At 64.5% G+C, this 19,841-nt stretch carries 16 protein-coding genes; 11 read left to right on the top strand and 5 right to left on the bottom strand.

Annotated elements, in window-relative coordinates; genetic code table 11:
- Positions 1-80: 80 nt before the first annotated feature.
- Both JVX91_RS08190 and JVX91_RS08185 read right to left on the bottom strand, forming a co-directional pair.
- Positions 81-716, bottom strand: coding sequence for a response regulator transcription factor (locus tag JVX91_RS08190; protein ID WP_205338814.1), 636 nt, complete (start codon positions 714-716; stop codon positions 81-83).
- Positions 717-791: 75 nt separating this feature from the next.
- Positions 792-3,203, bottom strand: coding sequence for a sensor histidine kinase (locus tag JVX91_RS08185; protein ID WP_205338813.1), 2,412 nt, complete (start codon positions 3,201-3,203; stop codon positions 792-794).
- A 151-nt stretch (positions 3,204-3,354) separates the two neighbouring features.
- Here JVX91_RS08185 and JVX91_RS08180 point away from each other — a divergent pair, with 151 nt between their 5' ends.
- Complete coding sequence (locus tag JVX91_RS08180) at positions 3,355-4,407, top strand: alpha/beta hydrolase family protein (protein WP_205338812.1); 1,053 nt, start codon at positions 3,355-3,357, stop codon at positions 4,405-4,407.
- A 10-nt stretch (positions 4,408-4,417) separates the two neighbouring features.
- Here JVX91_RS08180 and JVX91_RS08175 read toward each other — a convergent pair whose 3' ends face one another.
- Genes JVX91_RS08175 through JVX91_RS08165 form a run of 3 tightly spaced genes read right to left on the bottom strand, consistent with a single transcriptional unit; the run spans position 4,418 to position 6,877 of the window.
- Positions 4,418-5,182: a DnaJ domain-containing protein gene (locus JVX91_RS08175; protein WP_205339962.1), complete on the bottom strand. Its 765-nt coding sequence runs from the start codon at positions 5,180-5,182 to the stop codon at positions 4,418-4,420.
- A gap of 1 nt (position 5,183) precedes the next feature.
- The gene (gene murU / locus JVX91_RS08170) at positions 5,184-5,858 is read right to left on the bottom strand and encodes an N-acetylmuramate alpha-1-phosphate uridylyltransferase MurU (RefSeq protein ID WP_205338811.1); all 675 of its coding nucleotides are present in this window, start codon (positions 5,856-5,858) and stop codon (positions 5,184-5,186) included.
- A complete protein-coding gene (locus JVX91_RS08165; RefSeq protein ID WP_205338810.1) occupies positions 5,855-6,877 on the bottom strand; it encodes a phosphotransferase in 1,023 nt (340 codons plus the stop codon). Before JVX91_RS08165 ends, murU begins: the two co-directional genes overlap by 4 nt.
- Before the next feature lie 129 nt (positions 6,878-7,006).
- On the opposite strand from JVX91_RS08165, the gene JVX91_RS08160 reads away from it, so the two are divergent.
- The 10 genes from JVX91_RS08160 to JVX91_RS08115 all read left to right on the top strand — a co-directional run bounded on the left by JVX91_RS08160 (position 7,007) and on the right by JVX91_RS08115 (position 19,837).
- A complete protein-coding gene (locus tag JVX91_RS08160; RefSeq protein WP_205338809.1) occupies positions 7,007-9,787 on the top strand; it encodes an LPS-assembly protein LptD in 2,781 nt (926 codons plus the stop codon).
- Positions 9,768-11,060 (top strand): peptidylprolyl isomerase, encoded by a 1,293-nt coding sequence (locus JVX91_RS08155; RefSeq protein ID WP_205338808.1) that lies wholly within the window; start codon positions 9,768-9,770, stop codon positions 11,058-11,060. The genes JVX91_RS08160 and JVX91_RS08155 overlap by 20 nt, the downstream gene beginning before the upstream one ends.
- A gap of 130 nt (positions 11,061-11,190) precedes the next feature.
- Positions 11,191-12,192 carry a 4-hydroxythreonine-4-phosphate dehydrogenase PdxA gene (pdxA, locus tag JVX91_RS08150; protein WP_205338807.1) on the top strand — a complete coding sequence of 334 codons (1,002 nt, stop codon included), beginning with the start codon at positions 11,191-11,193 and terminating at the stop codon, positions 12,190-12,192.
- A gap of 117 nt (positions 12,193-12,309) precedes the next feature.
- Positions 12,310-13,137, top strand: a complete 828-nt coding sequence (rsmA, locus tag JVX91_RS08145; protein WP_205338806.1) for a 16S rRNA (adenine(1518)-N(6)/adenine(1519)-N(6))-dimethyltransferase RsmA — start codon at positions 12,310-12,312, stop codon at positions 13,135-13,137.
- Entirely contained in the window at positions 13,134-13,514 is a 381-nt protein-coding gene (apaG, locus tag JVX91_RS08140; protein WP_205338805.1) for a Co2+/Mg2+ efflux protein ApaG, read from the top strand. Before rsmA ends, apaG begins: the two co-directional genes overlap by 4 nt.
- Positions 13,514-14,338, top strand: coding sequence for a symmetrical bis(5'-nucleosyl)-tetraphosphatase (locus tag JVX91_RS08135; RefSeq protein ID WP_205338804.1), 825 nt, complete (start codon positions 13,514-13,516; stop codon positions 14,336-14,338). The genes apaG and JVX91_RS08135 overlap by 1 nt, the downstream gene beginning before the upstream one ends.
- 42 nt (positions 14,339-14,380) lie before the next feature.
- Entirely contained in the window at positions 14,381-14,710 is a 330-nt protein-coding gene (gene glpE / locus JVX91_RS08130) for a thiosulfate sulfurtransferase GlpE (protein WP_205338803.1), read from the top strand.
- 289 nt (positions 14,711-14,999) lie between these two features.
- Positions 15,000-16,922 carry a PrkA family serine protein kinase gene (locus tag JVX91_RS08125; protein WP_205338802.1) on the top strand — a complete coding sequence of 641 codons (1,923 nt, stop codon included), beginning with the start codon at positions 15,000-15,002 and terminating at the stop codon, positions 16,920-16,922.
- A 93-nt stretch (positions 16,923-17,015) separates the two neighbouring features.
- Complete coding sequence (locus tag JVX91_RS08120; protein ID WP_205338801.1) at positions 17,016-18,287, top strand: YeaH/YhbH family protein; 1,272 nt, start codon at positions 17,016-17,018, stop codon at positions 18,285-18,287.
- Positions 18,284-19,837: a SpoVR family protein gene (locus tag JVX91_RS08115; RefSeq protein WP_205338800.1), complete on the top strand. Its 1,554-nt coding sequence runs from the start codon at positions 18,284-18,286 to the stop codon at positions 19,835-19,837. The genes JVX91_RS08120 and JVX91_RS08115 overlap by 4 nt, the downstream gene beginning before the upstream one ends.
- Positions 19,838-19,841 lie beyond the last annotated feature (4 nt).

Here is a 19,841-nt window from a genome sequence, read left to right as displayed (position 1 = left end):
AGAAATCGGACACGTCGCACAGAGTGAAGGGAAAATTCAGCGAGCCATCTGCCGCAGATCAAACCAGCGGCACGGGTCGGTCAGACGAGCTTGTGCTCCATGGCGTAGCGCACCAGGTCGGCCACGGAATTGGCATTGAGCTTCTGCATCAGCCGCGCCTTGTGGGTGCTGATGGTCTTGCTGCTGACCGCCAGTTGCTGGGCGATCTCGTTGACGCCCTCGCCATGCACCAGGCGCTCGAACACAGAGAACTCACGCTCGGAGAGCAAGGCGTGGGGCGGCCGCGAATCGGTGAGGCCGACTTCGAAGACCATTCGGTCGGCCAGGTCCGGGTCGATGTAGCGACCGCCGCTGGCCACCTTGCGGATCGCCGTGAGCAGCAGCGCCGGGTCGCTGTCCTTGGTGGCATAGCCCGCCGCGCCGACCTTCAGCGCACGGGCGACCATCTGCACTTCATCGTGCATGGACAGCATCAAAATTGCCGGCGGATTGTTCAGTGCGCGGATGCGCGGAATGGCTTCCAGGCCGTTGACACCGGGCATGGAGATATCCAGCAGAACCACTTCGCAGGGTGTCTGGCGCAGGGTTTCGAGCAACTGCTCACCGTTGGTGGCCTCGCCCACCACCTGCAGGTCCTTGGCCAGGCCGATCAGCTGCTTGATGCCCTCGCGCACGATCGTATGGTCTTCCGCCACCAGCACTCGAATCACCGCCATTCCTCCCGCCCCGCACTTGTCATTGTCATTGTCATTGTCATTGTCGTTATCGATGCCGATGCCGTTGTCGCCCGGTTAGGCGCTTCGGGAGCGCAGAGGCACCCGGATCCACAGCGTGGTGCCCTCCCCGGGCTGGCTGTCGATCTGCAGGGTGCCGCCGAACATCAACACCCGCTCGCGCATGCCCACCAGGCCAAAGGAAGCGCCCTGACGCGTAGCGCTCGGATCGAAGCCCACGCCGTCATCGGCGATGCGCAGGCACAGCTCGCTGCCCTCGACGCTCAGCTGCAGTTCCACAGTATGCGCCTGGGCATGGCGCATCACATTGGTGAGCGCCTCCTGGAGGATGCGGAACAGGCCGATGGCCTTGGCATCCGCCAGCTCCGGCGGGTTCTCCGGCACCTCCACCAGGCAGGGAATCTGCGTGCGCGCCTCGAAGCGCCGGGCCTGCCACTCCAATGCCGAGCCGATGCCGGCATCGAGGATCGGCGGTCGCAGCGCGGTGGCGACATCGCGCACCAGCTGGAACAACTGGGCGATCAACCGCTTCATGTTGTCCAGGCGCTCGCGCAGGCCGGGGTCCATCTCGCCATAGCCCAGCTCGCACATCGAGGTTTCCAGCTTGAGCACGGTGAGCACCTGGCCCAGTTCATCGTGCACTTCGCGGGCGATCCGTGCCTTCTCCTCCTCCCGCACACTTTCCAGGTGCGCGGACAACTCGCGCAATTGCGCGCGGGAATCCTGCAATTCCTGCTCGATGTGCTTGTGCTCGGTGACATCCCAGACCACGCCATCCCAGGCCGGACGACCATCGTCCAGGGTCCGTACCGTGGCCTTGATGTCCACCCAGCGCGGCTCGTTGCTGCGGGTGAGGATGCGGCCCTGCCAGAGCCAGTTGCAGTGGCCTTCCACGGCTGCCAGCTGGCTGGCCAGGTAACCTTCGCGCTCGGAGGGATGCACCAGCCCCATGATGCCCAGCCCGCTCTCGCGCAGGTAACCGGGGGAATATCCCAGCGAGGTCTCGCTGCCACCGGTGATGAAGCTGATGTAGGCGAAGTCGGAGTCATCGTCCGGCGCGTTGGGCTCCAGGCGGAACACCAGCCCCGGTACGTTGGCGGCGATGCCCTGCAGGCGCGCCTCGCTTTCCTCCAGCGCGGCGCGGGCGCGGCGGCGCTCGGTGACGTCGGTGAGGAACACCAGCAGGTATTCCGAATCGCCGAAGCGCAGGAAGCTCAACGAGACGTCCGCCGGCAGCCACTGGCCGTCGGCGCGCAGGCAGCGGCTCTCGAAGCTCAGCGGCGCCTCATCGGCATTGCGCGCGCGGCGCCAGAGGTTGAGCCAGCGGTCCATGTTCAGCGCCGGTTCGAAGTCCGACAGCGGCCGATCCACCACCGCGCCCGGCAGATACCCGAGCATCTCCTCGGCGGCGCGATTGGCGTAGCGCACATGGCTGTCCCAGTTGACCCAGAGGATGCCAACAGTGCTGCTGTCGATGGCGAACTGGGTCAGGCGCAGCGCCTGTTCGGCAGCCTGGCGCAATTCGATGTCGCGCCGCGCCGCCAGCAGACGCGACTCCAGCGCGCGATGCTGGCGACGCAGCAACAGCAGCGCGGCAACGGCAAAGGACAGGAGCAGGCCAAGCAGGATGCAGAGGTTCTGCCAGAAGCCGGGCGACGATCCCAGACGCGGGTAAGTCGGCTGCAGCCAGCGTTCGTGCAGTTGGTCGAGATCCTTCGCCGGCACCGCACGCAGGGCCACATCGATGATGCCGGCCAGCTCCGGCTGGCCACGCCGGGTGGCGACACGCAGCAGTTGCGGATAACCGATATCGGCCACCACCGACAGGCCGCTGAACTCCGTCTCCTTGGTCAGGCGCGCCAGCTGCGCTTCATCGATCACCGCGTAGTTCGCTTCGCGGCCGAGCACCTTGCGCAGCACTTCGCGGTCGCTGTCGACGATCTGCAACGCAAGCCCCGAATAGGTGCCGCGCAAGTAATCCACCACCGGGCCGGGGCCGCGCACCGCAACGGATTCGCCGCCACCCAGGGAATCCAGCTCGATCGACGTGCCGCTGCGGCGGTCGCCCACCACCAGGCGCGGCACGCGCAGGTAAGGATCGGAAAACAGCCAGTCGCGCAGGGTCGCAGGCGTCTGGCTGACACCGGGTGCGAGGTCGATTTCACCTTGGCGCACCGCACGTTCCAGCGCCGCCTGGTCGGGATAGGTTCGCCAGACCAGGCTGACATGCAGGGACTTGGCCAGCCACTCGAGCAATTCGACGTTGGCCCCGGAGAGCTGCTGCAGGCGACGGTCCTGCTGCACGTATGGCGCTTCCAGCACGGCACCGGCGCGCAACTGCGGGTGCTCGGCGAGCCAGGCCTGCTGGGCCTCGTCCAGCACCAGGGGCGGCGCGGCGGATTCCGCCACGGCCAGCAACGGCAGCAAACAGAGCCAGGCCAGGCAGGCTTTCCAGAACAGACGACTCATGCCGACAGCACCATGGATTTCACTCGGGTCAACGGATAGCCGGCATACCTTACCGCAAGCTTGGTTGAACCCGGCACGCCGCTGCCTGACAAAGCTAAGACAAGCCGCTAGGCTGGCCGCTCCCGCGCCCGCCAAGACATGGATATCGCCGATGCCGCATCTGCCTCGCCCGACCCTCCTCGCCCTGTGCCTGTCGCTGGGCCTCTCGCCGCTGACCACGAGCTGGGCCGAAGACGCCAAGCCCGCCGCCTCGGACAAGCCGGCGGCTGCCCCCGTGGTACGCCCGTCGGTGAACGAGCGCAGCCAGGATGAATCCATCGGCCTGGAGCGGCAGTTGCCGGAAAACGAACGGCAGATGCTGAAGGTGGGTGATGAAACCTTCCTTGCCCTCTGGTTGCCGTCCAATACCGCCAACGCCGAAGGGGCGGTGATCCTCATCCCCGGCGATGGCGAAAGCGCCGACTGGCCTGTGGCGGTCGGTCCGCTGCGCCGCAAGCTGCCCGACGTGGGCTGGCAGACACTGTCGGTCACCCTGCCTGACCCGCAAAGCACCGCGCCCATCCCACGACCGAAAGAGTCGCCGGACAAGGCCAGCGCCGATACCGACGCGTCTGCCACCGACAGCGCCAGCAAACCGGAAGTGAAAGGCAGCGAAGGCAGTGCCACGCCGGCGCCCGAAACGACCGCCGAAACGGGCAGCGGCGAGCCCGCCCAGGCCAGCCCGCAAGCGCCACCGCCGCCCACCGACCCGGTGGAACTGCGCAAGGCCCATGCCGAACGCGTGCTCGCCCGCATCCAGGCCGCCGTCGAACTGGCCCAGCAGCACAAGCCAAAGACCATCGTCCTGCTCGGTCACGGCACGGGGGCCTATTGGGCAACACGCTATCTCGGCGAGCGCGCCCCCGCGGACATCAAGAACCTGCTGCTGGTTGCCGCTGAAATGCCGCGCGACTTCAAGCCGTCACTGGAAGAAACCGTGCCGCTGCTGAATCTCGCCACCGGCGACTTCTACTACAAGGACAAGGCCACCGACGTGGACGCGGCGAAGCGCCGCCTGCAGGCGAGCAAGCGGCAGAAGGCGCCGAACTACGTGCAGATCGGCATGAACGCCCTGCCCGGCGATCTTGGCACCGAACAGGAACAGCTCTACCGGCGAATCCGCGGTTGGCTGTCGATGCACCTGGAGCCGATCGAACAGCCTTGATCCAGCCGCATTAGCGGAAGCCGCGACGCTGACGAATCAGCAGATAGGCGGCCTGGATCTCGCGGGTCTTGCTGGTGGCCGCGGCGATGCGCTCCAGGCTGGCCCCCATGCCTTCCAGCTTGTCCGGGTGGTTCTGGCTGATCAGTTTGCGGTAGGCGCGCTTGATCTCATCGGGCTGGCTGTCCACCGTCACCCCCAGCAGGCGAAGCGCCTGGGTGTAGGACTCGCGCGACGTGACTGGCACCTTCGGCGGCTCCGCGCTGGCGGACATCGCCTGCACCCGACCACGGGCCAGCCCCAGCGCATCGCCCCATTGCAGCAACAGATTCTTCTGCGCCGCATTCGGCGTGCCGACCGCCCAGGCCATGCGCCAGCACGCCAGCAGCAAGCCTTCGGCAGTCGCTTCCTGGCCACGGCGCTGGCGCAGGCCGATATCCAGCAACTCGCCGCCCGCCTTGCCGCGCCCGAAGGCATCGATGGCCTGGCGGCGCGCGGCGTCATCCAACTGCAGGCGCTGCATTTCCGTGCGCGCCTGCTGGATGTGCGCATCGACCACGCGCCCACGGCTCTTTGCCAGCCGGCCGAGCAGGAGGAACAACAGCTCGCGGTCGCTCACCTGCGGCCCGCCACGTAACTGCTCGAACAGGCCGCGCCAAGAGCGCTTTTTCAGACGCCGGTCGAGCACCTGGCCGAGCAGACCGCCGAGCATCGCCCCCGGAATGCTCGCCAGCGCCCAACCGGCAAGCAGGCCCAGCAATGTGCCCGGCCAGAACACCTCAGCGCTCCGCCAACTGGCGTTCGACATCGGCCAGGCGCTCGTGGGTGCCCACATCGACCCAGCGACCGCCATGCCGCACACCACTGACGCGGCCGGACTCCATCGCCTTGCGCAACAGCGGCGCCAGCTTGAACGCCCCGGCCTCGCAGCCATCGAATAGCGCCGGATGGAGAATGGCGATGCCGCTGTAGGTCAGGCTCGGCTCGCCTTCCCGGTAGTCGCCGACCCGGCCGTCGTGCAGGCAGAAGTCACCGCGGCTGTGGTGGCCGGGGTTGTCCACCAGCACCAAATGCGCCAGATCACCCTCGGCCAATCCGCCCTGCAGGCTCGCATAGTCGAAATCGGTCCAGATATCGCCGTTGGCGATGACGAAGGGCTCGTCGCCCAGCAGTGGCAGAGCCTTGAAGATGCCCCCGCCGGTTTCCAGCGGCTCGCCTTCCGCCGAATAGCGGATGTTCACGCCGTACGCCTGGCCGTCACCGAGGTGATCCTCGATCTGCTGGCCGAGCCACGCATGGTTGATCACCAATTGATCGAAACCGGCACGGCGCAGAGCGTGCAGCTGGTACTCGATCAGCGGTACGCCGCCGGCCCGGACCAACGGCTTGGGCGTGTGCAAGGTCAACGGGCGCAGGCGTTCGCCCTTGCCCGCCGCGAGAATCATGGCCTTCATGCGGGATGTGTCTCGTCATTGGGCAGGCTCGCCAGCAACGCGGCGAGGTCGGCCAGCTCCGGCCGGCGCGCGATGACGTTTTCCAGGTAACGGAAGAAGCGCGGTACGTCGCCCAGGTAGCGCGGCTTGCCGTCGCGGTGGCAGATGCGGGCGAAGATGCCGATCACCTTGAGGTGGCGCTGGGCGCCCATCAGGTCGCTGGCACGGAAGAACGCCTCAAAGCTGTCCAGCAGCGGGATGCCCGCCGCCTGGGCCTTGCGCCAGTAACGGGTGAGGCCGTCATGCACGCGCGGCTCCGGCCAGCTGAGGAACGCATCCTTATATAGGCAGGTGACGTCGTAGGTCACCGGGCCGTACACCGCGTCCTGGAAATCCAGGATGCCGGGGTTCGGCTCGCTGAGCATCAGGTTGCGCGGCATGTAGTCGCGGTGCACCAGCACCCGCGGCTGCTCCAGGGCACTGCGGACCAGCAGGTCGCAGGTGCGCTCCCAGGCGGCAAGCTGCTCGCCCGCCAGGGTCACGCCCAGATGGCGCTGCACATACCAGTCGGGGAACAGCTGCAGTTCGCGACGCAGCAGGGCCTCGTCATAGGCGGGCAGGCGCTGGGCGACCTCCACCTGCTGGAAGGCCACCAGGGCGTCGAGGGCATCCTCGAAGAGCTCCTCGGCGTTCTGCGCGGTGAGCACATCCAGATAGGTCTGACGACCGAGATCGTCGAGCAGGAGGAACCCCTGCTCGACATCCTCGGCGAGAATTTTCGGCACGTGCACGCCGGCTTCCGCCAGCAGCCCGGCCACCTTGATGAAGGGCCGGCAGTCTTCCTGCGGCGGCGGCGCGTCCATCACGATCAGGCTGCGGCCTTCACTCTGCCAACGGAAATAACGGCGGAAACTGGCGTCACTGCTGGCGGCGGTCAGGCTGGCCTCGGGCACGGAGCCCCAGCCTTGCGCGTTGAACACAGCGGGCAAACTCAAGTCCAACCAGCGGATCAATTGCTGGTAACGGGCATCCTCAGACATTTTTCAGGGTTCTCCACGGCCCTAGCCGTTGCGCGGGTCATGCTTTATTATCCAGCATCTTTTTGAGCCCATCGATAGGCGTGCGGCCCACTTTGGGTCGATGGCTTGCAGGAAGCCCGGATTAACAAGATGGCAGTGAATTTCCCCGTGTTCCGTAGAAAATTCCCCTTACTGGTGACCGGCGGCCTGCTGGCTATCCAGCCGCTCGCCAATGTGACCGCGGCACCCGGCGAGCAGTTCGCCTGCCAGCCCTCCGCGTCCGGCGCCTGGGACTGCTCCTCGCAGAATAGCGCCAGCAATGTGCCCCGCCCTCAACATGGCGCCACATCCGTCAGCGCAGGCGGCAGCAAGACCAGCAGCGGCGAAACATCCTCGGGCGGCTCGACCAGCGCGGCGGCCGATGAGCCAAAGCAACTGGTCACCGAGTCCGGCGGCCGTGGCCTGAAAGCCCGCAGCAGCGACTACAGCCATCTCGACTGGATTCCCCGCGACAAGCTCACCGCCGCACAACAGGCGGAAATCGGCCCGTACTGCAGCGGCGCCTACATCGAGCCAGTGCGTCCGGGCATGGACGACAAGACACCGAACGACGAGGCACCGACCTACGTCTCGGCGAAAGTCTCCCGCTACGAGCAGGAAAAACAGATCGCCACCCTCGCGGGCAATGTCGTCCTGCGTCAGGGCAGCATGCAGGTGGAAGCCGACGAGGCCAACCTGCACCAGGCCGAGAACCGCGGCGAGCTGGTCGGCAACGTCAAGCTGCGCGACAACGGCGCGCTGATCGTCGGCGACCACGCCGAGCTGCAGCTGGACAACGGCGAAGCGAAGATCGACAACGCCGAATACGTCATGCACCAGGCCCAGATCCGCGGCAGCGCGCTGTACGCCAAGCGCCAGGAAGACGCGATCATCCAGCTCAAGGACGGTACCTATACCCGCTGCGAACCCAGCAGCAACGCCTGGGTCGTCAAGGGCAACAACATCAAGCTGAACCCGGCCACCGGTTTCGGCACCGCGACCAACGCGACCCTGCGGGTGAAAGACATTCCGGTCTTCTACACCCCCTACATCTATTTCCCGATCGACGATCGTCGCCAGTCCGGCTTCCTCGCGCCCTCGTTCGCGACGTCGACCGACACCGGCTTTACGTTGACCACCCCGTACTACTTCAACCTGGCGCCCAACTACGACGCCACGTTGTACCCGCACTACATGGTCAAGCGCGGCCTGCTGATGGAAGGCGAGTTCCGCTACCTGACCCACAGCAGCGAAGGCCAACTCAACGCGGCCTACCTGAACGACAAGAACGACGACCGCAAGGACTTCCCGCAATACACCGACACCCGTTGGCTGTATGGCTGGAAGAACACCAGCGGCCTGGATTCGCGCTGGCTCGCGCAGGTGGACTACACCCGCATCAGCGACCCCTACTACTTCCAGGACCTGGACACCTCGCTGGGCATCGGCTCGCCGACCTACGTCAACCAGCAAGGCGCCCTGACCTATCGCGGCGACAGCTACACCGCCCGACTGAACGCACAGTCCTACCAGCTGGCGACGGTGACCGACGTCACCCCGTATGACCGCCTGCCGCAGCTCACCCTGGACGGCAAGCTGCCGTTCAACCCGGGCGGCCTGAACTTCAGCTACAGCACCGAGGCCGTACGCTTCGATCGCGACCTGGACGATGGTTTCTATCGTCGCAACGAAGACGATCCGACCCTGTATCCCCGCCCGGACAACAACATCCAGGGCCTGGCACGCGCCAACGGCGACCGCTTCCATGTCGAGCCGGGCGTGAGCCTGCCGATGAACCGCAGCTGGGGCTTCATGACCCCGACCGTCAAGGCCATGTACACCAAGTACGACCTGGATCTGGACGGCCAAGGCAAGCAGTACATCGCCAACAACCAGCCCTGGCTGACCTACGACAGCAGCCCGGATCGCTCGCTGACGCTGGCCAAGCTGGACAGCGGCCTGTACTTCGATCGCGACACCACCTTTGGCGGCACCAAGTTCCGTCAGACCCTGGAGCCGCGCGCGATGTACCTGTACGTCCCGTACAAGAACCAGGACAACCTGCCGACCTTCGACACCGGCGAGTTCACCTTCAGCTACGACTCGCTGTGGCGTGAAAACCGCTTCACCGGCAAGGACCGCATTGGCGACGCCAACCAGCTGTCCCTGGGCCTTGGCTCGCGCTTCATCGAAGACGACGGTTTCGAGCGTGCCTACATCGCCGCCGGCCAGATCTATTACTTCAGCGATCGCCGCGTGCAACTGCCCGGCCTGACCGAAAACGACCTGCGCGCCAGCGGGGCGAGCAACCCGGACGCCGACACCTGGCGCTCGCCGTACGCCCTGACCGGCATCTATCGCTTCAACCATGACTGGTACGCCAGCTCGGACTTCAACTGGAACCCGAACACTCACCATACCGACAACGGTAACCTGATGTTCCACTACCAGCCCGAAGCCGATCCCCGCAAGGTGTTGAACGCCGGCTACCGCTATCGTGCGGACAGCAAGCGCTTCAACCCGAACACCGGTCAGTTCGAATACGGCAGCGAACAGTACAAGATCGAGCAGCATGACTTCTCGTTCATCTGGCCGGTACTGCCGCAGTGGGCCGCCATCGGCCGCTGGCAGTTCGACTACAACAACAGCCGCACGCTGGAAGCCTTCGGTGGTTTCGAATACGACAGCTGCTGCTGGAAACTGCGTCTGATCAACCGCTACTGGGTCGACTATGACGACGACGAGTTCGTAACCTCGACGTCCAAGGCCGACCGTGGCGTCTTCCTGCAAATCATTTTGAAAGGCCTTGGCGGCGTGGTTGGCAACCAGGTGGAAGGCTTCCTCGACCAAGGTATCCAGGGTTATCGTCAACGTGAAGACAATGCTATGTAAGGCCCTGCGCCCGCTGATGCTGGGCGCGCTGTTGGCAAGTTCCGTCGTGCACGCCGAAGTGGTTCCGCTGGACCGTGTCGTCGCCATCGTCGATAACGACGTGGTGATGCAGAGCCAGCTCGACCAACGCCTGCGTGAAGTCCGCCAGACCATCCAGAAGCGCGGTGCACCACTGCCGCCTGAACACGTGCTGAGTCAGCAGGTGCTGGAGCGTCTGATCATCGAGAACATCCAGCTGCAGATCGGCGACCGCTCCGGCGTGCGCATTACCGACGAAGAGCTGAACCAGGCCATGGGCACCATTGCCCAGCGCAACAACATGAGCCTGGATCAGTTCCGCGCCGCCCTCGCCCACGACGGTCTGTCCTACGACGAGGCCCGCGAGCAGGTGCGCCGCGAGATGGTCATCAGCCGTGTGCGGCAACGCCGCGTGGCGGAGCGCATCCAGGTCAGCGAACAGGAAGTGCAGAACTTCCTCGCCTCCGACCTCGGCAAGATCCAGCTCTCCGAAGAGTATCGCCTGGCCAACATCGTGATTCCGGTGCCGGACAGCGCCTCGCCCGAGACGGTGCAAGCTGCCGCTCGCCAGGCCCAGGAGATGTACCAGCAACTCAAGCAGGGCGCCGACTTCAGCCAGATGGCCGTCGCTCGCTCCGCTGGCGACAACGCCCTGGAAGGCGGCGAAATCGGCTGGCGCAAAGCCGCTCAGCTGCCCTCGCCGTTCGACACCATGGTCGGCTCGCTGGCCGTGGGTGACGTGACCGAACCCCTGCGCGGCCCTGGCGGCTTCATCATCCTCAAGCTGGAAGAGAAGCGCGGCGGCAGCAAGATGCTGCGCGACGAAGTCCACGTCCGCCACATCCTGCTCAAGCCGAGCGAGATCCGTAGCGAAGAGGAAACCCAGCGCCTGGCCGAGAAACTCTACGAACGCATCCAGGCTGGCGAAAGCTTCAGCGAGCTGGCGAAGAAGTTCTCCGAAGACCCGGGCTCCAAGCTCAACGGCGGCGACCTCAACTGGGTCGACCCGGAATCCCTGGTACCGGAATTCCGCGAGGTGATGAACAATGCGCCGCAAGGCCAGGTCACCAAGCCGTTCCGCTCGCCGTTCGGCTGGCACGTGCTGGAAGTCCTCGGCCGCCGCGCCACCGACAGCAGCGACAAGTTCCGCGAACAGCAGGCTGCCCAGACCCTTCGCGCACGCAAGTACGACGAAGAACTGCAGGCCTGGCTGCGCCAGATCCGCGACGAAGCCTACGTCGAGATCAAGCAGTAAGCAGCGCGAGTCGCTCACGAAGAAACCCGGCCTTGGCCGGGTTTCTTTTTGCCCGCGCGAAGCTTCGACATGGCGAGGCTTCGTCGTAGAGTAGGAGCATTCGCTCCACCGCCTGATTAGAGATCACCTGATGAGCACCTCCCACCTCTTCGCCCTCACCCCCGGCGAGCCTGCGGGCATCGGCCCCGACCTCTGCCTGCTGCTCGCCCGCGAGGCGCAACCTCATCCGCTGGTGGCGGTCGCCAGCCGCCAACTCCTGGCCGAACGCGCCGCCTCGCTGGGGCTCGACATCACGCTGCAGGACGTCGGCCCAGGCCAATGGCCGAGCGACGCGTCCGCCGCGGGCACCCTGTACGTCTGGGATACCCCGCTGGCCGCCCCGGTCGAACCGGGCAAGCTCGACAAGGCAAACGCCGCCTACGTCCTGGAAACCCTGACCCGCGCCGGCCAGGGCTGCCTGGACGGGCACTTTGCCGGGATGATCACCGCGCCGGTACACAAGGGCGTGATCAACGAGGCGGGAATCGCCTTCTCCGGCCATACCGAATTCCTCGCCGACCTTACGTCCACCGCCCAAGTGGTGATGATGCTCGCCACCCGGGGCCTGCGCGTGGCGCTGGTGACCACCCACCTGCCGCTACGGCAGATCGCCGATGCCATCACCGCCGACCGTCTGGAGCGTGTCACGCGCATCCTGCATGCCGACCTGCGCGACAAGTTCGGCATCGCCAACCCGCGCATCCTGGTCTGCGGCCTGAATCCCCACGCCGGCGAAGGCGGCCACCTCGGCCACGAGGAAATCGACGTGATCGAGCCGACCCTGGAGCGCCTGCGCACCGAGGGCATGCAGCTGATCGGCCCGCTGCCCGCCGACACACTGTTCACGCCCAAACACCTGGAGCACTGCGACGCCGTGCTTGCCATGTACCACGACCAAGGTCTGCCAGTGCTCAAGTACAAGGGTTTCGGCGCGGCGGTGAACGTCACCCTGGGCCTGCCGATCATCCGCACCTCCGTGGACCACGGCACCGCGCTGGACCTGGCAGGCACCGGCCGGATCGACAGTGGCAGCCTGCAGGTCGCCCTGGAAACCGCCTACCAGATGGCCGAAGCCGGCGCCGCCCGCCGCTGAATCCCGGTGCTCCGTTCGGCCAGCGCTTCGTGCTGGCCGCGCCGGGCTGGTAAACTGATGGTTTTTCCGCCCTCCAGCCGGGAGTTTCACGCTCCCGGCTGCTCTCCGGAGCCTTCGATGTCCGAACTCTTCCAGCACCGCGCCCGCAAACGCTTTGGCCAGAACTTCCTGCATGACGCCGGGGTGATTCACAAGATCCTCCGCGCCATCGCCGCCAAGGAAGGCCAGCATGTGCTGGAAATCGGCCCAGGCCAGGGCGCCCTCACCGAAGGCCTGGTGGACAGCGGCGCGAAGCTCGATGTGATCGAGCTGGACCTGGACCTGATCCCGCAACTGAAATGGCGTTTCGGCCTCAAGCCCAACTTCAGCCTGCACCAGGGCGATGCGATGAAGTTCGACTTCTCCAGCCTGATCGGCGCGACCGACGACAAGCTGCGCGTGGTCGGCAACCTGCCCTACAACATCTCCACCCCGCTGATCTTCCACCTTCTGGACCACGCCTCGATCATCCAGGACATGCACTTCATGCTGCAGAAGGAAGTGGTGGAGCGCCTGGCCGCCGAACCGGGCAACGGCGACTGGGGCCGCCTGTCGATCATGGTGCAGTACTTCTGCCGGGTCGATTACCTGTTCACCGTCGGCCCCGGCGCGTTCAATCCGCCGCCGAAAGTCGAATCGGCGATCGTGCGCCTGGTGCCCTATACCGAACTGCCGCACCCGGCCAAGGATCATCGCGTGCTCGAACGCATCGTCCGCGAAGCCTTCAATCAGCGCCGCAAGACCCTGCGCAACACCCTGCGCAACCTGATGGACGTGGCAGAAATCGAAGCCGCCGGCGTCGACCCGACCCTGCGCCCCGAGCAGCTCGACGTCGCCGACTTCGTCCGCCTGGCCAACCGCCTGAGCGACCTCACCCCCGAATCCGCGCAAGGACCCTCCGCATGAGCGATCCGCGCTATCAGGTCAGCGTCAGCGTCACCACCCGCCATCTGCCCGAGCAATCCCAGCCGGAACAGGGGCGCTACGTGTTCGCCTACACCGTGACCATCCACAATCACGGCGAGCTGGCGGCGAAGCTGCTGACCCGTCACTGGATCATCACCGACGGCGACGGCCACGTGCAGGAAGTGCGCGGCGCCGGCGTCGTTGGCGAAAAGCCGCTGATCGAGCCAGGCGCCAGCCACACCTACACCAGCGGCACCGTCATGGCGACCAAGGTCGGCAGCATGCACGGCAGCTACCAGATGGTCGCCGCCGACGGCCATCACTTCGACGCCGAGATTCCCGCCTTCCGCCTCGCCGTACCGGGGGCGCTGCACTGATGGCCACCTACGCCGTCGGCGACCTGCAGGGCTGCCTGGAGCCGCTCAAGTGCCTGCTCGACCAGGTGAAGTTCGACCCGGCCCAGGACAAGCTCTGGCTGGTCGGCGACCTGGTCAACCGCGGCCCGGCGTCGCTGGAAACCCTGCGTTTCCTCTATGGCATGCGCGAGTCGCTGGTCTGCGTGCTGGGCAACCATGACCTGCACCTGATCGCCGTGGCCTACAACGCCGAGCGCCTGAAGAAGAACGACACCCTGCGCGAGATCGTCGAAGCGCCGGACTGCGCGCAACTGATCGAATGGCTGCGGCAGATGCCGCTGATCCATCAAGATGCGCAGCGCGACATCACCCTGGTGCATGCCGGCATCCCGCCGCAATGGTCCATTGAGAAGTCCTTGCAGCGCGCCGCCGAAGTCGAAGCCGCCCTGCGCGACGATACCCAGCTGCCGATGTTCCTCGACGGCATGTACGGCAACGAGCCGGCCAAGTGGGACAAGAAGCTGCACGGTATCGAGCGCCTGCGGGTGATTACCAACTACTTCACGCGCATGCGCTTCTGCACCCCGGACGGCAAGCTCGACCTGAAATCCAAGGAAGGCCTGGACACCGCCCCACCCGGCTACGCCCCCTGGTTCAGCTATGCCGAACGCAAGGCCGCCGGGCGCAAGATCATCTTCGGCCACTGGGCCGCGCTGGAAGGCCAGTGCGACGTCCCCGGCCTCTTCGCCCTGGACACCGGCTGCGTCTGGGGCGGCAGCATGACGCTGCTGAACGTCGATACCCTCGAGCGCATCCACTGCAGCTGCGCCGATAAACCAGAATGATTGCAGCGGGGCTGAAGGCTCCGCGCCTTGCGAGGTAACCCCATGAGCGACTTCAAGCGCATCGCCCCCGACCTGGCCCAGCAGCTGCGCGAAAGCGGCGCCCAGGTCGTCGATATCCGCGACCCGCAGAGCTATGCGATGGGTCATATCAGCGGCTCGCGGCACATCGACAACTATTCGGTCGCCGATTTCATCCGCGAGGCGGACATGGACGCGCCGCTGGTCGTGGTCTGCTACCACGGCAACTCCAGCCAGAGCGCGGCAGCTTATTTCGTTCAGCAGGGCTTCTCCGAGGTCTACAGCCTCGACGGCGGCTTCGAGCTGTGGCGCAGCGTCTATCCTGCGGATACCAGCGCAGGCGGCTCCGACTGAAAGCCCTTACGGAAGGGGCGGATTAGCCCCTTCAAAAAATCTGTAACTTCTCGCGCTTTCGTCCTTTACACATCAGAGAACGAACTATCCTTTCCCTCAGGCCATCCAAAAAAGGGAGAGCCGGCACACCGGCTTCCGGTTAATCGGCAGTGACCATTTGGGGCGGATCAGGGCGATGGCCAGGTTCCGTTGGAGTTCTGGGGGATTCTCGCCGGTAACACTGGCAGCCCGACCGCACCCGCACTAGACCGATCCGGCGCCGGCTCCATGCATCGAGCGAGGAGACGTCATGAGCATTTTCAGTCACTTCCAGGAACGCTTCGAAGCGACCCGCCAAGAGGAATACTCCCTGCAGGAGTACCTGGATCTCTGCAAGCAGGACAAGATCGCCTACGCCACCGCCGCCGAGCGGATGCTGATGGCCATCGGCGAACCGGAACTGGCGGACACCTCCGTCGACTCCCGTCTGTCGCGAATCTTTTCCAACAAGGTGATCCGCCGCTACCCGGCCTTTGCCGACTTCCATGGCATGGAAGAGTGCATCGACCAGATCGTCTCGTTCTTCCGCCACGCCGCCCAAGGCCTGGAAGAGAAGAAACAGATCCTTTACCTCCTGGGCCCGGTCGGTGGCGGCAAATCGTCCCTCGCCGAAAAGCTCAAGCAACTGATGGAGAAGGTGCCCTTCTATGCCATCAAGGGCTCGCCGGTGTTCGAATCGCCCCTGGGGCTGTTCAACCCGGATGAGGACGGCGCCATCCTCGAGGAAGACTACGGCATCCCGCGCCGCTACCTGCGTTCGGTGATGTCGCCCTGGGCGACCAAGCGCCTCAACGAATTCGGCGGCGACATCAGCCAGTTCCGCGTGGTCAAGCTGCACCCCTCGATTCTCAACCAGATCGCCATCGCCAAGACCGAACCAGGTGACGAGAACAACCAGGACATCTCCGCGCTGGTCGGCAAGGTGGATATCCGCAAGCTGGAAGAGTTCCCGCAGAACGACGCCGACGCCTACAGCTACTCGGGCGCGCTGTGCCGGGCCAACCAGGGCCTGATGGAATTCGTCGAGATGTTCAAGGCGCCGATCAAGGTCCTGCACCCCTTGCTCACCGCGACCCAGGAAGGCAACTACAACAGCACCGAAGGCCTCGGTTCCCTGCCCTACAGCGGGATCATCCTCGCCCACTCCAACGAGTCGGAGTGGCACAGCTTCCGCAACAACAAGAACAACGAGGCCTTCATCGACCGGATCTACATCGTCAAGGTGCCGTACTGCCTGCGCGTTTCCGACGAGATCAAGATCTACGACAAGCTGCTGATCAACAGCTCCCTGGCGCACGCTCATTGCGCGCCGGACACCCTGAAGATGCTCTCGCAGTTCTCCGTGCTGTCGCGCCTGAAGGAGCCGGAAAACTCCAACATCTACTCCAAGATGCGGGTCTACGACGGGGAGAACCTCAAGGACACCGATCCCAAGGCCAAGTCCATCCAGGAATACCGCGATACCGCTGGGGTCGACGAGGGCATGGCCGGGCTTTCCACCCGTTTCGCCTTCAAGATCCTGTCGAAGGTGTTCAACTTCGACCCGCATGAAGTGGCCGCCAACCCGGTGCACCTGCTCTACGTGCTGGAACAGCAGATCGAGCAGGAACAGTTCCCGCCGGAAACCCGCGAACGCTACCTGCGCTTCCTGAAGGAATACCTGGCGCCGCGCTACGTCGAGTTCATCGGCAAGGAAATCCAGACCGCGTACCTGGAGTCCTACAGCGAGTACGGTCAGAACATCTTCGACCGCTACGTGCTGTACGCCGACTTCTGGATCCAGGACCAGGAATACCGCGACCCGGAAACCGGCGAGATCCTCAACCGCGCCGCTCTCAACGAGGAACTGGAGAAGATCGAGAAGCCGGCTGGCATCAGCAATCCGAAGGACTTCCGCAACGAGATCGTCAACTTCGTACTGCGTGCCCGCGCCGGCAACAACGGCAAGAACCCCAGCTGGCTGTCGTACGAGAAGCTGCGCGTGGTGATCGAGAAGAAAATGTTCTCCAACACCGAGGACCTGCTGCCGGTCATCAGCTTCAACGCCAAGGCGAGCAAGGAGGATCAGCAGAAGCACAACGACTTCGTCAAACGCATGGTCGAGCGCGGCTACACCGAGAAGCAGGTGCGCCTGCTGTCGGAATGGTATCTGCGGGTTCGCAAGTCGCAGTAGTCTGCCATCGGCGCGGCGGTATTCGCCGCCGCGCCGGTCGCCGTCGGGTCCGTGGCGGTTCTGCCGCTGCGCAACAGGCCCTGAGGAGCATTCATGAGCTACGTGATCGACCGGCGTCTGAACGGCAAGAACAAAAGCACGGTGAACCGCCAGCGCTTCCTGCGGCGTTACCGCGAACACATCAAGAAGGCCGTCGAGGAGGCCGTCAGCCGCCGCTCCATCACCGATATGGAACACGGCGAGCAGATCAGTATTCCCGGCCGCGATATCGATGAACCGGTCCTGCACCACGGGCGCGGCGGCAAACAGACCGTCGTCCACCCCGGCAACAAGGAATTCACTACCGGCGAGCACATCCCCCGTCCCCAGGGCGGCGGCGGTGGACGCGGCGCCGGCAAGGCGAGCAACCAGGGTGAAGGGATGGACGAATTCGTCTTCCAGATCACCCAGGAAGAGTTCCTCGACTTCATGTTCGAGGACCTCGAACTGCCCAACCTGATCAAGCGACATCTCACCGGCAGCGACACCTTCAAAACCGTGCGCGCCGGCATCAGCAACGAAGGCAACCCCTCGCGCATCAACATCGTGCGCACCCTGCGCTCGGCCCATGCCCGGCGCATCGCCCTGTCCGGCTCGACCCGCGGCCGGTTGCGCGCGGCGCTGGCCGAACTCGATCGGCTGAAACTCGAAGAGCCGGACAACCTGGGCGATATCCAGGAGCTGGAGCAGAAGATCGCCGGCATGCGCGCGCGCATCGACAAGGTGCCGTTCCTGGACACCTTCGACCTCAAGTACAACCTGCTGGTGAAGCAGCCCAACCCGACCTCGAAGGCCGTGATGTTCTGCCTGATGGACGTCTCCGGCTCGATGACCCAGGCCACCAAGGACATCGCCAAGCGCTTCTTCATCCTTCTCTACCTGTTCCTCAAGCGGAACTACGAGAAGATCGAGGTCGTGTTCATCCGCCACCACACCAGCGCCCGCGAGGTGGACGAGGAAGAGTTCTTCTATTCCCGCGAGACCGGCGGGACCATCGTCTCCAGCGCCCTCAAGCTGATGCAGGAGGTAATGGCCGAGCGCTATCCCACCAACGAGTGGAACATCTACGCCGCCCAGGCCTCGGACGGCGACAACTGGAACGACGACTCACCGGTCTGCCGCGACATCCTGATGAAGCAGATCATGCCGTTCGTCCAGTACTACACCTACGTCGAGATCACCCCGCGTGAGCACCAGGCGCTGTGGTTCGAGTACGAGAAGATCCGCGACACCTTCGAAGACAGCTTCGCCCAGCAGCAGATCGTCTCCGCCTCGGACATCTACCCGGTGTTCCGCGAGCTGTTCCAGAGGAGGCTCGTCGCATGAGCAAGCGCCAGCCGATCGCCACCGGCTCGGAGTGGACCTTCGAGCTGATCCAGCAGTATGACCGCGAGATCAGTCGTCTCGCCGAGCGTTATGCGCTGGATACCTACCCCAACCAGATCGAGGTGATCACCGCCGAGCAGATGATGGATGCCTACGCCTCCGTCGGCATGCCCATCGGTTACAACCATTGGTCCTACGGCAAGCACTTCCTCAGCACGGAAAAGAACTACAAGCGCGGGCAGATGGGTCTGGCCTACGAGATCGTGATCAACTCCGACCCGTGCATTGCCTACCTGATGGAAGAGAACACCCAGTGCATGCAGGCGTTGGTGATCGCCCACGCCTGCTACGGGCACAACAGTTTCTTCAAGGGTAACTACCTGTTCCGCACCTGGACCGATGCCACCTCGATCATCGACTACCTGGTGTTCGCCAAGTCCTACATCAACAAGTGCGAGGAGCGTTACGGCATCGACGCCGTGGAAGACCTGCTGGACTCCTGCCACGCCCTGATGAACTACGGCGTGGACCGCTACAAGCGGCCCTACCCGATCTCCGCCGAGGAAGAGAAGCAGCGCCAGAAGGAACGCGAGGAGCAGATCCAGCGTCAGGTCAACGACCTCTGGCGGACCATTCCCAAGGCTACCGGCAAGGACAAGGAACAAGGCCTGGCGCGCTACCCCAGCGAGCCGCAGGAAAACATCCTCTACTTCATCGAAAAGAACGCCCCGCTACTGGAACCCTGGCAGCGCGAAATCGTGCGCATCGTGCGCAAGGTGGCGCAGTACTTCTACCCGCAGCGCCAGACCCAGGTGATGAACGAAGGCTGGGCGACCTTCTGGCACTACACCCTGATCAACGATCTCTATGACGAGGGCCTGGTCAGCGACGGCTTCATGATGGAGTTCCTCCAGTACCACACCAGCGTGGTCTACCAGCCCGGCTTCGACAGCCCCTACTACAGCGGCATCAACCCCTATGCGCTGGGCTTCGCCATGTACCGCGACATCCGCCGCATCTGCGAGAACCCCACCGACGAGGACAAGCGCTGGTTCCCGGACATCGCCGGCAGCGACTGGCTGGCCACCATGAAATTCGCCATGAAGAGCTTCAAGGACGAGAGCTTCGTCCTACAGTTCCTCTCGCCCAAGGTGATCCGCGAATTCAAGCTGTTCAGCATCCTCGACGACGACCAGAAGGACGACATGCTGGTCGACGCCATCCACGATGACGACGGCTATCGCAAGATCCGCGAAACCCTGGCTGCGCAGTACAACCTCGGCAATCGTGAGCCCAACATCCAGATCTGGGATGTTGACCGCCGTGGCGACCGTTCGCTGACCCTGCGTCACCAGCAGCACGACCGCAAACCGCTGGGCGAATCCACCGACGACGTGCTCAAGCATCTGCACCGCCTGTGGGGCTTCGATATCCACCTGGAAACCCTGCAGGGCGAGAACATCGTCAACACCTTCCACATGCCCCCAAAGGGTGAACGCGACAGCGAAGAGGGCTACCCGCGGCTCGACCTGATCATCCCACCCATTTGATCGG

The organism is Pseudomonas sp. PDNC002 (genome assembly GCF_016919445.1).
GTDB lineage: Bacteria > Pseudomonadota > Gammaproteobacteria > Pseudomonadales > Pseudomonadaceae > Pseudomonas.
The sequence above is the reverse complement of the archived record's forward strand: the minus strand, read 5'-3'. Positions and strand labels throughout refer to the sequence as shown.